Annotated in this window: 12 protein-coding genes; 10 read left to right on the forward strand and 2 right to left on the reverse strand. The window is 60.1% G+C overall.

The window, feature by feature from the left end; all coding sequences use genetic code 11:
• Positions 1–64: 64 nt before the first annotated feature.
• Positions 65–1,972: a sigma-54-dependent Fis family transcriptional regulator gene (locus C4J88_RS23815; protein ID WP_124408278.1), complete on the reverse strand. Its 1,908-nt coding sequence runs from the start codon at positions 1,970–1,972 to the stop codon at positions 65–67.
• 270 nt (positions 1,973–2,242) lie between these two features.
• On the opposite strand from C4J88_RS23815, the gene C4J88_RS23820 reads away from it, so the two are divergent.
• The 9 genes from C4J88_RS23820 (at position 2,243) to C4J88_RS23860 (ending at position 11,628) form a co-directional block, all read left to right on the forward strand.
• A complete protein-coding gene (locus C4J88_RS23820; RefSeq protein WP_124408279.1) occupies positions 2,243–3,763 on the forward strand; it encodes an aldehyde dehydrogenase family protein in 1,521 nt (506 codons plus the stop codon).
• A gap of 206 nt (positions 3,764–3,969) precedes the next feature.
• Positions 3,970–5,403 (forward strand): ethanolamine permease, encoded by a 1,434-nt coding sequence (gene eat / locus C4J88_RS23825; RefSeq protein ID WP_124408280.1) that lies wholly within the window; start codon positions 3,970–3,972, stop codon positions 5,401–5,403.
• A 53-nt stretch (positions 5,404–5,456) separates the two neighbouring features.
• Positions 5,457–6,851, forward strand: coding sequence for an ethanolamine ammonia-lyase subunit EutB (locus C4J88_RS23830; protein WP_124408281.1), 1,395 nt, complete (start codon positions 5,457–5,459; stop codon positions 6,849–6,851).
• Positions 6,848–7,681 (forward strand): ethanolamine ammonia-lyase subunit EutC, encoded by an 834-nt coding sequence (eutC, locus tag C4J88_RS23835; RefSeq protein WP_124408282.1) that lies wholly within the window; start codon positions 6,848–6,850, stop codon positions 7,679–7,681. Before C4J88_RS23830 ends, eutC begins: the two co-directional genes overlap by 4 nt.
• Positions 7,682–7,772: 91 nt before the next feature.
• Complete coding sequence (locus tag C4J88_RS23840; RefSeq protein WP_124368498.1) at positions 7,773–8,231, forward strand: N-acetyltransferase; 459 nt, start codon at positions 7,773–7,775, stop codon at positions 8,229–8,231.
• 301 nt (positions 8,232–8,532) lie between these two features.
• Positions 8,533–9,189, forward strand: coding sequence for a DedA family protein (locus C4J88_RS23845; RefSeq protein ID WP_046069710.1), 657 nt, complete (start codon positions 8,533–8,535; stop codon positions 9,187–9,189).
• A gap of 6 nt (positions 9,190–9,195) precedes the next feature.
• Positions 9,196–10,011: a zinc-dependent peptidase gene (locus C4J88_RS23850; protein WP_124408283.1), complete on the forward strand. Its 816-nt coding sequence runs from the start codon at positions 9,196–9,198 to the stop codon at positions 10,009–10,011.
• Between the two features lie 108 nt (positions 10,012–10,119).
• Complete coding sequence (gene ppa, locus C4J88_RS23855; protein WP_003176323.1) at positions 10,120–10,647, forward strand: inorganic diphosphatase; 528 nt, start codon at positions 10,120–10,122, stop codon at positions 10,645–10,647.
• A 210-nt stretch (positions 10,648–10,857) separates the two neighbouring features.
• A complete protein-coding gene (locus C4J88_RS23860; protein ID WP_124408284.1) occupies positions 10,858–11,628 on the forward strand; it encodes a S24 family peptidase in 771 nt (256 codons plus the stop codon).
• A gap of 294 nt (positions 11,629–11,922) precedes the next feature.
• Here the strand turns inward: C4J88_RS23860 and C4J88_RS23870 are convergent, their stop codons facing one another.
• Positions 11,923–12,159: a hypothetical protein gene (locus tag C4J88_RS23870; protein WP_124408285.1), complete on the reverse strand. Its 237-nt coding sequence runs from the start codon at positions 12,157–12,159 to the stop codon at positions 11,923–11,925.
• A 514-nt stretch (positions 12,160–12,673) separates the two neighbouring features.
• Between C4J88_RS23870 and ycaC the strand changes: the two genes are divergently transcribed.
• Positions 12,674–13,306, forward strand: a complete 633-nt coding sequence (gene ycaC, locus C4J88_RS23875) for an isochorismate family cysteine hydrolase YcaC (RefSeq protein ID WP_124408286.1) — start codon at positions 12,674–12,676, stop codon at positions 13,304–13,306.
• Positions 13,307–13,345: the final 39 nt, after the last annotated feature.

Below are 13,345 nucleotides of genomic sequence, written 5' to 3' on the forward strand. Positions count from 1 at the left end.
GCGCTGGCAGTAGGCAGACCAGTGGAGCCACCCATGGGCTTGAGGTGAACCGCATTTTTCACAGCTAAACGACCAAACTGCGTGAAATTTCATACTTTCGCAACTTTCGGTAAAGCGTATTACGGCTCACCCCTAACTGCTGCGCCGTATGGCTCATGTGCCAGCGTTGCTGCTCCAGCGTTGCCAGCAAAGCCGACCGCTCGGCGTCGTCCAGGGGCGAACGTGCAGGGCTCTGTTCACTCGATTGCGCGCGAGCCTGGCGGATGTTTGCAGGTAAATCCTCAAGCCCGACCAAGCTTGTGTCGCACAGCGCGACCAGCGTGCGCAACACCGTACGCAGCTGTCGGATATTGCCCGGCCACGCGTACGCCAACAGCACTTCACGCGCCGCAGGCGTCAGGCCAACAGCCTGCTTACCCGCCTCCTGCGCCAGCAGGAAGTCCAGCAGTTGCGACTTGTCACGGCGCTCACGCAACGCCGGAAGGGCGACTTCCAGACCGTTCAAGCGGTAATACAAATCTTCGCGAAAGCTGCCGTCCTGCACACGCTCAAGCAGATTTCGGTGCGTGGCGCTGATAATTCGCACGTTCACCGCCTGGGGCTCACCGCCGATAGGCACCACCAGGCGGTCCTCCAGCACTCTTAACAATCGGGTCTGCAGCGCCACCGGCATATCGCCGATTTCATCCAGAAACAGCGTACCGCCATCGGCTTGTTGCAGCTTGCCGCGCATGCCTTCCTTCAGCGCTCCGGTGAAACTGCCACCGCGATAGCCAAACAGCTCGCTTTCGATCAGGTTTTCCGGGATGGCCGCACAGTTGAGCGCGACAAAGGCCTTATCGGAACGCTGGCTGGCCTGGTGCACGGCCTTGGCGAACGCTTCTTTCCCGCACCCGGTTTCACCGTTGATCAGCAGTGGCACATCGCGCTCGAACACCCGCAGCGCCTTGCGCATTTCGCCTTGCAGGGCCGGGTCGCCCAGGCAAATTCCTGATAGCCGTGGCGATGCTGGTCGGGTAACCGGCGTGGGCACACGGCGCGGCTGGCCTCTCAATGCCGCAAACAGGCTGCGCCCCTCACGGGTACGCAATGGCCAACTGGCGGTCGCACTGGCGCTGGCGCGGCTCAGCAGTTGGTCCAGCGAACAATCGAAAAATGCCTCCACCGGCTGCCCCAGCAAACCGCTACGCGTGCATGCGAGCAGGTTGAGCGCGCTCTGGTTGGCCGCGCAAATGCGCCCCTCACCGTCGAACGCCAGCAGCCCTTCACTGAACAGGCCCACGGACTCTGCCTGCAGGTGAAAGCGCAGTAGCCAATGGTGCTCGAAGTGGCGCAGGAAATAGCAACTCTCGATCATCTTCGCCGAGAGATTGACCAGCGCCATGGTGTGGAATTGGCTCTGGCGCGACACCGCTTCCCGAGCCGACGACACGTCCAGCACCGCCAGCAATTCACCGTGAGGATCGAACACCGGGCTCGCCGAGCAGGTCAGCCCCGTGTGACGGCCGCGAAAGTGTTCGTCGCGATGAATCGTCACGGACTGGCGCTCAACCAGGCACGTCCCGATGCCATTGGTGCCCTCGCGGGCCTCACTCCAATCGGCGCCCAGCCATAACCCGGCGCGCTCGAAAATCTTGCGCTCGGACGGCGCGGTGACGCAGTTGAGGATCACGCCGCGCGCGTCGGTGAGCAGCACCGCGTGGCCCGCGCCGGAGAGCTGTTGATGCAGGCTGTTCATCTCGTTGCCGGCGATGTGCAGCACCTGCTGCAGGCGTTCGCGACTTTCCAGCAGGCGACCCTGTTCGAGCACGGTAGGGGCGATAGTTTGCGCGGGATCGAGGTGGTAATCCTCCAGGCAGCGCAGCCAGGAGCGAGCAATGGACGGATCGCTGCCGGGGCCTTGGGAGCATTCATGCCCGCGTGTGACGGTCAAGACTTGCCGGGCGTGGCGACTGAGCTGATCGTTGTGCATGTTCTTATTATTCTCCCTGCGTGAGAACGCCCAGCATCCTCCAGGCACCCAGCCATTGCAATCCCGACCCGACCCGCCGGTCACGGGCTGTATCGTTTATGGCACACACTGTCACCGCGCCTGTATCGAATGGGTGACAGCAACGCCCGGTAAAACTATTAACCCTTGATTTACCTGGCCTGCAACGCAGTGGCCCAACCTTTGCTCTACGCTTTATCACGCGCTTGCCGCGCTGTACTCCAATAAACATAAAAGCAGGAGATGCCCACCATGCGTTATGCACACCCCGGTACTGAAGGCGCTATCGTTTCGTTCAAGGCCAAGTACGGCAACTACATCGGTGGAGAATTCGTTGCCCCGGTCGATGGCAATTACTTCACCAATACGTCGCCGGTCAACGGCAAGCCCATCGCCGAATTCCCGCGCTCCACTGCCAAAGACATCGACAACGCCCTGGACGCCGCCCACGCCGCCGCTGACGCCTGGGGCAAGACTTCGGCCCAGGACCGCTCGCTGGTCTTGCTGAAAATCGCCGACCGTATCGAACAGAACCTTGAACTGCTGGCCGTCACCGAAACCTGGGACAACGGCAAGGCCGTGCGCGAAACCCTCAACGCCGACATCCCGCTGGCCGCCGACCACTTCCGCTACTTCGCCGGCTGCATCCGCGCTCAGGAAGGCAGCAGCGCCGAAATCAACGAACTCACCGCCGCCTATCATTTCCATGAGCCGCTGGGCGTGGTCGGCCAGATCATCCCGTGGAACTTCCCCCTGCTGATGGCCGCCTGGAAGCTCGCCCCGGCCCTGGCCGCCGGTAACTGCGTGGTGCTCAAGCCTGCCGAGCAGACGCCGCTGGGCATCAACGTACTGTTGGAGCTGATCGGCGACCTGCTGCCGCCCGGCGTACTCAACGTCGTGCACGGTTTCGGCAAAGAAGCCGGCGAAGCCCTGGCCACCAGCAAGCGCATCGCCAAGATCGCCTTCACCGGCTCCACCCCGGTGGGTTCGCACATCATGCATGCGGCGGCCGAGAACATCATTCCGTCCACCGTCGAACTGGGTGGCAAGTCGCCGAACATCTTCTTCGCCGACATCATGAAAGCCGAACCGCAATTCATCGAAAAGGCCGCCGAAGGCCTGGTGCTGGCGTTCTTCAACCAGGGCGAAGTGTGCACCTGCCCATCGCGCGCGCTGGTGGAAGAGTCGATCTATGAAGACTTCATGAAAGTGGTGATGAAAAAGGTCGAGTCGATCAAGCGCGGCGATCCGCTGGACACCGACACTATGGTTGGCGCCCAAGCGTCGGAGCAGCAGTTCGACAAGATTCTGTCCTATCTGGAAATCGCCAAGGGCGAAGGGGCGCAACTGCTCACCGGCGGCAAGGTGGAGAAGCTCAGCGGCGACCTGGCCACCGGCTATTACATCCAGCCGACCCTGCTCAAGGGCACCAACGAAATGCGCGTATTCCAGGAAGAAATCTTCGGCCCAGTGGTAAGCATCACCACCTTCAAGGACGAAGCCGAAGCCCTGGCCATTGCCAACGACACCGAGTTCGGCCTGGGCGCCGGCCTGTGGACCCGCGACATCAACCGCGCCTACCGCATGGGCCGTGCGATCAAGGCCGGCCGCGTGTGGACCAACTGCTACCACCTGTACCCGGCGCATGCCGCGTTTGGCGGTTACAAGAAGTCCGGTGTGGGCCGTGAGACGCACAAGATGATGCTGGACCATTACCAGCAGACCAAGAACTTGCTGGTGAGCTACGACATTAATCCATTGGGCTTCTTCTAACCCACAACACCCTCCCACCCTTGCAATGCAATCAAAGGTGGGAGGGGGCTTGCTCCCGATAGCGGTGGATCAGCCAACAACTCAGTAGCTGACACACCGCCATCGGGGGCAAGCCCCTTCCCACACTTAGAACTTCACAAGTACTTGCGAACTGCATTCGGCACACAGAGGCCGAGTTAAAACAATAAGAATGGAAGGTACTTCCCATGCCCAGCGAACCCACAAGTTCTTCCGTCGACTTCGAAAAAGTCGACTCCCAATACTTTCAACAACGCGAACTCAAAAAAGGCGCCGCCGGCTGGGTGTTATTAGTTGGCCTCGGTGTCGCCTACGTCATCTCCGGTGACTACGCCGGCTGGAACTTTGGCCTGGCCCAGGGCGGTTGGGGCGGCATGTTTCTCGCCACACTGCTGATGGCCACCATGTACCTGTGCATGTGTTTTTCACTGGCCGAACTGTCTTCCATGATTCCTACCGCAGGCGGCGGCTACGGCTTTGCCCGCAGCGCGTTTGGCCCTTGGGGCGGGTTTCTCACGGGCACGGCGATCCTGATCGAATACGCCATCGCGCCCGCCGCCATCGCGGTGTTTATCGGCGCGTATTGCGAGTCGCTGTTCGGCATTGGCGGCTGGATGATCTATTTAGCGTTCTACATCATCTTTATCGGCATCCACATTTTTGGGGTGGGTGAAGCGCTGAAGTTGATGTTCGTAATTACCGCCATCGCAGCCATCGCCCTGGGCGTGTTTCTGGTAGCGATGGTGCCGCACTTCAATGTCGCCAACCTGCTGGATATCCCGGTGACCGAAGCCAAGGGTGCCAGCCCTTTCCTGCCGTTCGGCTACGTCGGCGTGTGGGCGGCGATTCCCTATGCGATCTGGTTTTTCCTCGCGGTAGAAGGCGTGCCCCTGGCCGCTGAAGAAACCAAGAACCCCAAACGCGACCTGCCACGCGGGCTGATCGGCGCGATTGTGGTGCTGACCAGTTTTGCCCTGTTGATTCTGGTGATCGCGCCGGGCGGTGCGGGCACTTACGCCTTGATCAAATCCGGCAACCCACTGGTGGAAGCGTTGGCATTGTCCTACGGCGGCTCGACCTGGATGGGCAGCTTCGTCAACCTGGTAGGCCTGGCAGGCTTGATCGCCAGCTTTTTCTCGATCATCTACGCCTATTCGCGACAGATCTTTGCCCTGTCCCGCGCTGGCTACCTGCCGCGCAAGCTGTCCGAGACCAACAAGAGCAAGGCGCCGGTGTTGGCGCTGGTGATCCCCGGCATCATCGGTTTTGGCCTGTCGTTGACCGGCCAGGGTGATCTGCTGATTCTGGTGGCCGTGTTCGGCGCCACCATCTCCTATGTGCTGATGATGGCCGCCCACATCACCCTGCGCATCCGTCGCCCCAAAATGGACCGCCCCTACCGCACGCCGGGCGGCATCTTCACCTCGGGCGTGGCGCTGGTACTGGCCTGCGTGGCCGTGGTGGCGGGCTTTCTGGTGGATCCGCGCGTGGTCATTGGCGCCGCGATCATCTATGGAGTATTAATTGCTTACTTTGCTTTCTACAGCCGGCATCACTTGGTAGCGGGCACGCCGGAAGAAGAATTCGCGGCGATCCAGGCCGCAGAGGCCGCCTTGCACTAACTGCCGTAAACCTCGACGCGGGCGCCTTGCCCGCGTCGTCAAGGAGACACTGTATGGCAAGCTTTTCCCACGCGGTGGGTGCACAGACCTACCGCTTCGACAGCCTCAAGGACCTGATGGCCAAGGCCAGCCCGGCGCGTTCCGGCGACTTCCTGGCGGGCGTGGCGGCGCACAATGATGGCGAACGGGTCGCGGCCCAAATGGCGCTGGCCAACACCCCGCTCAAGCACTTCCTGGAAGAAGTGTTGATTCCCTATGAAAACGACGAAGTCACCCGGCTGATCATCGATACCCACGACAAACAGGCCTTCGCCACGGTCAGCCACCTGACCGTCGGCGGCCTGCGCGACTGGCTGCTCAGCGACGCCGCCGATGAACAATCCCTACGCGCACTGGCGCCGGGGCTGACCCCGGAAATGGCCGCCGCCGTGTCCAAGATCATGCGCGTGCAGGACCTGGTACTGGTGGCACAGAAGATCCGCGTGGTCACCCAATTTCGCGGCACCATGGGCCTGCGCGGGCGCCTGTCCACACGCCTGCAACCCAACCACCCCACCGACGAACCGGCCGGCATCGCCGCCAGCATTCTCGATGGCCTGCTCTACGGCAACGGCGACGCGATGATCGGCATCAACCCGGCCACCGACAGCATCGCCTCGATCTGCGCCATGCTGGAGATGCTCGACGCAATCATCCAGCGCTACGACATCCCCACCCAGGCCTGCGTGCTGACCCACGTCACCACCTCCATCGAAGCGATCAACCGTGGCGTGCCGCTGGACCTGGTGTTCCAGTCGATCGCCGGCACCGAAGCGGCCAACGCCAGCTTTGGCATCAGCTTGAGCCTGTTGCAGGAAGGCTATGACGCGGGCTTGAGCCTCAACCGCGGCACTCTGGGGCAGAACCTGATGTATTTCGAAACCGGCCAGGGCAGCGCCTTGTCGGCCAACGCGCACTTCGGCGTCGACCAGCAAACCTGTGAAACCCGCGCCTATGCGGTGGCCCGGCACTTCAAACCGTTTCTGGTGAACACCGTGGTCGGCTTTATCGGCCCCGAGTACCTGTACAACGGCAAGCAGATCATCCGCGCCGGGCTCGAAGACCACTTCTGCGGCAAGCTGCTCGGCGTGCCGATGGGTTGCGACATCTGCTACACCAACCACGCCGAAGCCGACCAGGACGACATGGACACCCTGCTGACCCTGCTCGGCGTGGCCGGGATCAATTTCATCATGGGCATCCCCGGCTCCGACGACATCATGCTCAATTACCAGACCACCTCGTTCCACGACGCGCTGTATGCGCGCCAGACACTGGGGTTGAAACCGGCGCCGGAGTTCGAGCAATGGCTGGCGAAGATGGGCATCTTTACGCAAGCCGACGGCAAGGTACGCTTCGGCAACAGCCTGCCACCGGCGTTCCGCCACGCGTTGGCGCAACTGGGATGAAGGAGCCGCCTGTGCAACTCGACCTGCCTGACAACCCCTGGCTGCAACTGCGCCGCCTGACCCCGGCGCGCATTGCCCTGGGCCGCACCGGCACCAGCATTCCCACCAACGCGCAGCTGGATTTCCAGTTGGCCCACGCCCAGGCGCGGGATGCGGTGCATCTGCCCTTCGACCATCAAGCGCTGAGCCGCCAATTCGCCGAACGCGGCCGCGACAGCCTGTTGCTGCACAGCGCCGCCACCGACCGGCATATGTACCTGCAACGGCCGGATCTGGGACGCCGCCTCAGCGATGAATCGGCGCAGACCCTGCGTGATTACGCGGCGGCGCATCCCGATGGCGTGGACCTGGCGATCGTGGTCGCCGATGGCCTGTCGGCGCTGGCCGTGCATAAACACACCGCGCCTTTTCTTGCACGCCTGGAAGAACAGACCCACGCCGAAGGTTGGTCTCTGTCACCGGTGATCCTGGTGGAACAGGGCCGCGTCGCCGTGGCCGATGAGATCGGGCAGCTACTCGGCGCCAAAATGGCGGTGATCCTGATCGGCGAACGGCCGGGGCTGAGTTCGCCGGACAGCCTGGGCCTGTATTTCACCTACAACCCCAAGGTTGGCCTCACCGACGCCTATCGCAACTGCATCTCCAATGTGCGCCTGGAAGGCCTGAGCTACGGCATGGCGGCCCATCGCCTGCTGTACCTGATGCGCGAGGCCTGTCGCCGGCAACTGTCCGGGGTCCATCTCAAGGATGAGGCGCAACTGCAGACGATCGAATCAGATGACCCGGACCTGATGAAAGGCAACTTCCTGCTTAGCCCACCTGCGGATTGATCGCGGCACGATTGCGCTTTTTCGCGGCATTAGGCAGCATCAAGCCACCACCGCGCGTGTGGTCATACCCATTTGGATGTTGAGGCCTGGCATGCGGATTATTCAAGCGACCCTGGAACACCTGGACCTGCTGACCCCGTTGTTCGTCAAATACCGCGAGTTCTATGGTGCCCTGCCGTTCCCGGACTCCTCGCGGGCCTTTCTGGAAAAGCGCCTGCGGCGCAAGGAATCGGTGATCTACCTGGCGCTGGCCGATGATGATGACAAGCGACTGCTGGGGTTCTGCCAGCTGTATCCGAGCTTTTCCTCGTTGTCGTTAAAACGCGTGTGGATCCTCAATGACATCTATGTGGCCGAGGACGCACGTCGACAATTGGTCGCCGACAACCTGATGCGCACGGCGAAGAAGATGGCCAAGGAAACCCACGCGGTGCGGTTGCGGGTGTCTACCAGCAGCGACAACGACGTGGCGCAAAAGACTTATGAGTCGATAGGGTTTCGCGAAGACACCGAATTCAAAAACTACGTGCTGTCGATCAACGAAGACTGACCCTCAAACACCGCCGATCCCCTGTGGGAGGGGGCTTGCTCCCGATAGCGGTATGTCAGCCAATACTCATGTCCCTGACCCACCGCAATCGGGAGCAAGCCCCCTCCCACATTAAACCGGCACCCAACCGCTTCACACTTTCACGACACTCCCCGCTACAAAAGCCACACGCTTTTCACCATTCAATCCGTATAATGCCGACCTTTCAGGGTTGTAAGAATCTCGACATACACGTGTAGCCTTATTCCCCGTCGTCCCCGCACTGGCCTGCTGAGCCGGGCCATTCACACAGGTGCCATCCATGGATTTCAACCCGCTTGACCTTATCCTGCATCTCGACGTTTACCTCGACATGTTGGTAACCAACTATGGTCCGTGGATCTACGCCATTCTGTTCCTGGTGATTTTTTGCGAGACCGGCCTGGTGGTCATGCCGTTCCTGCCGGGTGATTCGTTGCTGTTCATTGCCGGCGCTGTCGCCGCAGGTGGCGGCATGGACCCGGTGTTGCTGGCCGGCCTGCTGATGCTGGCAGCCATCCTCGGCGACAGCACCAACTATGTAATAGGACGAACCGTGGGCGAGCGCTTGTTCAGCAACCCGAATTCGAAAATCTTCCGCCGCGACTACCTGCAAAAAACCCACGACTTCTACGACAAGCACGGCGGCAAGACCGTGACCCTGGCGCGCTTCCTGCCGATCCTGCGCACCTTCGCGCCGTTCGTCGCCGGCATTGCCAAGATGCCCTACCCGCGTTTCTTCGGTTTCAGCGTGCTGGGCACCATCCTTTGGGTCGGCGGCCTGGTGACTTTGGGTTACTTCTTCGGCAACGTGCCATTTATCAAGAAGAACCTGTCGTTGCTGGTGGTGTTCATCATCTTGCTATCCCTTGTGCCGATGATCATCGGCGTGGTGCGCAGCCGCTTTGGCCGCACCTCCTCCGAAGCCAACCCGCACTGATCGCCCATGTGGTCCCTCAGCGCCTGGCGTCGCCGGCGCCTGCTGGCCAAGCACCCGATTGCCGATGACACCTGGCAACGGGTGCGTCACCACCTGACCTTCCTCGACGGCATCACCGCCGAGCAAGACCAGTGGCTGCGCGAAGCCTGTGTGCTGTTCCTCGCCGAAAAACACCTCACCGCCCTGCCCGGCGTCGAACTGCATCAGGAACAGCGCTTGCTGCTCGCGGCCCAGGCGCAACTGCCGCTGATGAACCTGGGTGACCTCGACTGGTATCAGGGCTTCCATGAAATCGTGCTGTACCCTGACGACTTTCTCAGCCCGCAACGTCATCGCGATGCCAGCGGCGTGGAACATGAGTGGGACGGCGAGCACAGCGGCGAAGCCTGGCAACAAGGCCCGGTGATCCTCGCCTGGCCCGGCGTACTGGCCAGCGGCCAATGGGAAGGCTACAACCTGGTCATCCATGAGCTGGCGCACAAACTGGACATGCTCAACGGCGACGCCAACGGCCTGCCCCCACTGCACAACGACATGCGCGTGCAGGAATGGGCCAGCGTGATGCAAAGCGCCTTCGACGACCTCAATCACCAACTGGACGCCAACCCGGACGCCGACACCGAGATCGACCCGTACGCAGCGGAAAACCCGGCGGAATTCTTTGCCGTCACCAGCGAGTATTTTTTCAGCGCCCCGGATTTACTGGTCAGCCATTACCCACAGGTGTACGCCCAACTCAGCCGCTTTTACCGCCAGGACCCGCTGGCCCGCCTGACCCAACTGCAAGCCCACGACCCGCGCTACCAGCCGCAGGTCGAATGACCGTACGACGCTTGGCGCATGGCATCGGCGTCAGAATATGCCTATAATCGCCGCCACTTTTAGGCCAATCCGGCCATGTCATATGGCCAACTACGGGGGCAACGCCCAATGAGCTACAGCAAGATTCCGGCTGGCAAAGACCTGCCGAACGACATCTACGTCGCCATCGAAATTCCGGCCAACCACGCGCCGATCAAATACGAAATCGACAAAGACAGCGACTGCCTGTTCGTTGACCGTTTCATGGCCACCCCGATGTTCTACCCGGCCAACTACGGTTTCATTCCCAACACCCTGGCTGACGACGGTGACCCCCTCGACGTGCTGGTCGTGACCCCTTACCCGGTCACCCCAGGCTCGGTCATTCGCGCACGCCCGGTCGGCATCCTGAACATGACCGACGACGGCGGCGGCGATGCCAAAGTTATCGCAGTGCCACACGACAAGCTGTCCCAGCTGTACGTCGACGTGAAGGAATACACCGACCTGCCGCCACTGCTGCTGGAACAGATCAAGCACTTCTTCGAGAACTACAAAGACCTCGAAAAAGGCAAATGGGTGAAGATCGACGGTTGGGGCAACGCAGACGCCGCCCGTGCCGAAATCATGAAGTCGGTAGCCGCCTACAAAGGCTGATACTTGCGCCTCATTGCCACGGCAATTAAAAAGCCCCGATTATTCGGGGCTTTTTTTATGAACATTAAACAACGAGTTCAACGTTTGATTTTCCATGTTTAACTAACACGAATGAATGAAGAATCAAGCTACAACTAAGGAAAAGCCTACACACGCAACTCAACGTATAGTTTATTTGAATAGTTTTCCTGGCCGGTAAACTCTGCGTTTATGAATACATCAGGTGATCGTTTAAAAGCGCTATTACGGGAAGTTCATCTTTCCGCCTCCGACTTCGCCAAGAATCGCGGCGTCACGCCTCAGCACGTGAACAACTGGTTCAAACGCGGCGTCCCCATGGGCCGACTCAACGAGTTCGCAGAACTGCTGTGCGTTTCCAGTCGCTGGTTAAGCGACGGTCGCGGCCCCAAACACCCACCGGTCAACTACCTGTTGGACGGCCCCACCGCAAGGATTGCACCGACCCGCGAAGACATCGGCAAATACCTCACAGGCCCTGCCTGCCGCCCGGATAGTACCGACGTGGAGATCCCCCTCCACCCCACATTCACCTCAACCGAACGCATCCGCGTCACCCAGCACACCCTCGAAACCCTCAACGTAAACCCCGACCGCGCGGTCGGCGCCTACATGGTCGACAACAGCATGATCGACATCATCCAACAAGGCGCCACCCTCGCCATCGATAAAGGCCGCACCCAAATCATCGACGGCGAAATCTACGCCGTCGAACACGACGGCATGCTGCGCATCAAATACCTCTACAACCGACCTGGCGGTGGCCTGCGCATGCGCAGCCACAACGCCAGCGAACACCCGGACGAATACCTCACCTACGACGAACGCTTCGAGCAGAACTTCCAGATAGTCGGCTGGGTATTCTGGTGGTCCACCCTCAACAACCGCCGCCCACCGGTACCGCTGGACGAACACCTGCTGGGCTGGGAAGGCTCTGAATCGGAACCGGAGGTGGGCAACTGAGGTGAATGTGGGTATCATGCGCCGCACATTTGGCAGGGGGTGGCTTTTAAGCTATTTACCCTGCCAGGCGATGCGGAGGAGTTCCCGCAGATGCCCTACTATTCAGCCCGACGCAATGTGGGCTGAGCGATTTGAAGGCTGATGAGGTTTGTCAAAAACAAGCTGAGACAGTCCCCGAGAAGCCGGCCACAAGCCGGCTTTTTAATGCCCGTCTATCTCAGATCAATTGTCCAACATCTGCTGGACAATCGAATGGTCAAAAGAGGCCGCTTAGCGACCTGCCGCCCTTGCACGTCATGAGGCCTGCAAACATTCCACAGCCCGATCGGCCACCATCTTGGCCATCTCCACCAAATGCATCACCGCTCTCTGCGGCGCAGCCACTGGTTCGCCGAGCACACGCGACGTAGCCACCGCACAATGCAACAGCTCAGCCACCTGAACCCAGGCGTCCTCGAAACTCAGTTCTTCGCTGACCGTAAACGGATTGGTCACAGCTGATGACGGCGAATCCGAATAAACATTATCCATAGCAAAACTCCAATCGATAATTTGGAGCTGCCACTTCCTGCGACTAAACAAAAGGCGGCAGCTGTACGCAGGTTAGTCGACCGGTCGATTGGGAACCCGGCGCACCCGAAGGTGCCCTGCGCACAGCTACCATAAGATGCAGGCGGAGAAATGCCTGACTCATGAATTGCTTATGCGCCAATCGATTCCGGGCGACTAAACCCGATCACTGAATGTGCAGTGACAATCCGCAGCCTAGTCACTCATTTCCGCTGGCGCAATGCGGTTGGGATTCTCTCGGAAACGTCCTGCGAATGAAAGGGATAGGACCTGCTGGCGCTTCAAAGTCAAATCCCCCATCGCTCTTCACATTGATTTATGCACCAGGCTACTGCACAAGCCAGAAAAAACCATCGTCCTTTTTAAGTTGACAGTAAGACTCCTCCCACCCGATTTATCCGTCACGAGCCACCCATTAATCTGTGCCCATGCTGAACACAACGCCCAACCAACCTAAACAAAAAAGGATTCAACCATGAGCACTCCAACCTACAACCGCCTCAACAAAGACGACGCCATTGTCCTGCTGGTCGACCACCAGACCGGCCTGATTTCCCTTGTGCAGGACTTCTCCCCCAACGAGTTCAAGAACAACGTGTTGGCCCTGGCCGACCTGGCCAAGTTCTTCAACCTGCCGACCATTCTCACCACCAGTTTCGAGCGAGGCCCCAACGGCCCGCTGGTGCCGGAGTTGAAGGAAATGTTCCCGGACGCGCCGTATATCGCTCGCCCTGGTCAGATCAATGCGTGGGACAACGAAGACTTCGTCAAGGCGATCAAGGCCACCGGGCGTAAGCAGATCATCATCGCCGGTGTCGTGACGGATGTTTGCGTGGCGTTCCCGACCTTGTCGGCGCTGGCGGAAGGGTTTGAGGTGTTCGTGGTAACGGATGCGTCGGGCACGTTCAATACCACGGTGCAGCAGGCGGCATGGAGCCGGATGACCCAGGCCGGTGCGCAATTGATGAACTGGTTTTCGGTGGCGTGTGAGTTGCACCGTGACTGGCGCAACGATATCGAAGGGCTGGGGAATCTGTTGTCGCAGCGGATTCCTAACTATCGCAATTTGATGAATGGGTATGCGGCGCTGACGGCTCAGCAGAAATAAGTCAGCCCAGTGTGACGATAAGCCTGCCCTGAAAAGGCA

The organism is Pseudomonas sp. R4-39-08 (assembly GCF_003852275.1).
Taxonomy (GTDB): domain Bacteria; phylum Pseudomonadota; class Gammaproteobacteria; order Pseudomonadales; family Pseudomonadaceae; genus Aquipseudomonas.

Coding starts and splice junctions, on each gene's coding strand:
- C4J88_RS23850 (WP_124408283.1), top strand. CDS start 9,196: ATGTGGTCCCTCAGCGCCTGGCGTCGCCGGCGCCTGCTGGCCAAGCAC.
- C4J88_RS23815 (WP_124408278.1), bottom strand. CDS start 1,972: ATGCACAACGATCAGCTCAGTCGCCACGCCCGGCAAGTCTTGACCGTC.
- ppa (WP_003176323.1), top strand. CDS start 10,120: ATGAGCTACAGCAAGATTCCGGCTGGCAAAGACCTGCCGAACGACATC.
- C4J88_RS23830 (WP_124408281.1), top strand. CDS start 5,457: ATGGCAAGCTTTTCCCACGCGGTGGGTGCACAGACCTACCGCTTCGAC.
- C4J88_RS23845 (WP_046069710.1), top strand. CDS start 8,533: ATGGATTTCAACCCGCTTGACCTTATCCTGCATCTCGACGTTTACCTC.
- eutC (WP_124408282.1), top strand. CDS start 6,848: ATGAAGGAGCCGCCTGTGCAACTCGACCTGCCTGACAACCCCTGGCTG.
- C4J88_RS23840 (WP_124368498.1), top strand. CDS start 7,773: ATGCGGATTATTCAAGCGACCCTGGAACACCTGGACCTGCTGACCCCG.
- C4J88_RS23860 (WP_124408284.1), top strand. CDS start 10,858: ATGAATACATCAGGTGATCGTTTAAAAGCGCTATTACGGGAAGTTCAT.
- eat (WP_124408280.1), top strand. CDS start 3,970: ATGCCCAGCGAACCCACAAGTTCTTCCGTCGACTTCGAAAAAGTCGAC.
- ycaC (WP_124408286.1), top strand. CDS start 12,674: ATGAGCACTCCAACCTACAACCGCCTCAACAAAGACGACGCCATTGTC.
- C4J88_RS23870 (WP_124408285.1), bottom strand. CDS start 12,159: ATGGATAATGTTTATTCGGATTCGCCGTCATCAGCTGTGACCAATCCG.
- C4J88_RS23820 (WP_124408279.1), top strand. CDS start 2,243: ATGCGTTATGCACACCCCGGTACTGAAGGCGCTATCGTTTCGTTCAAG.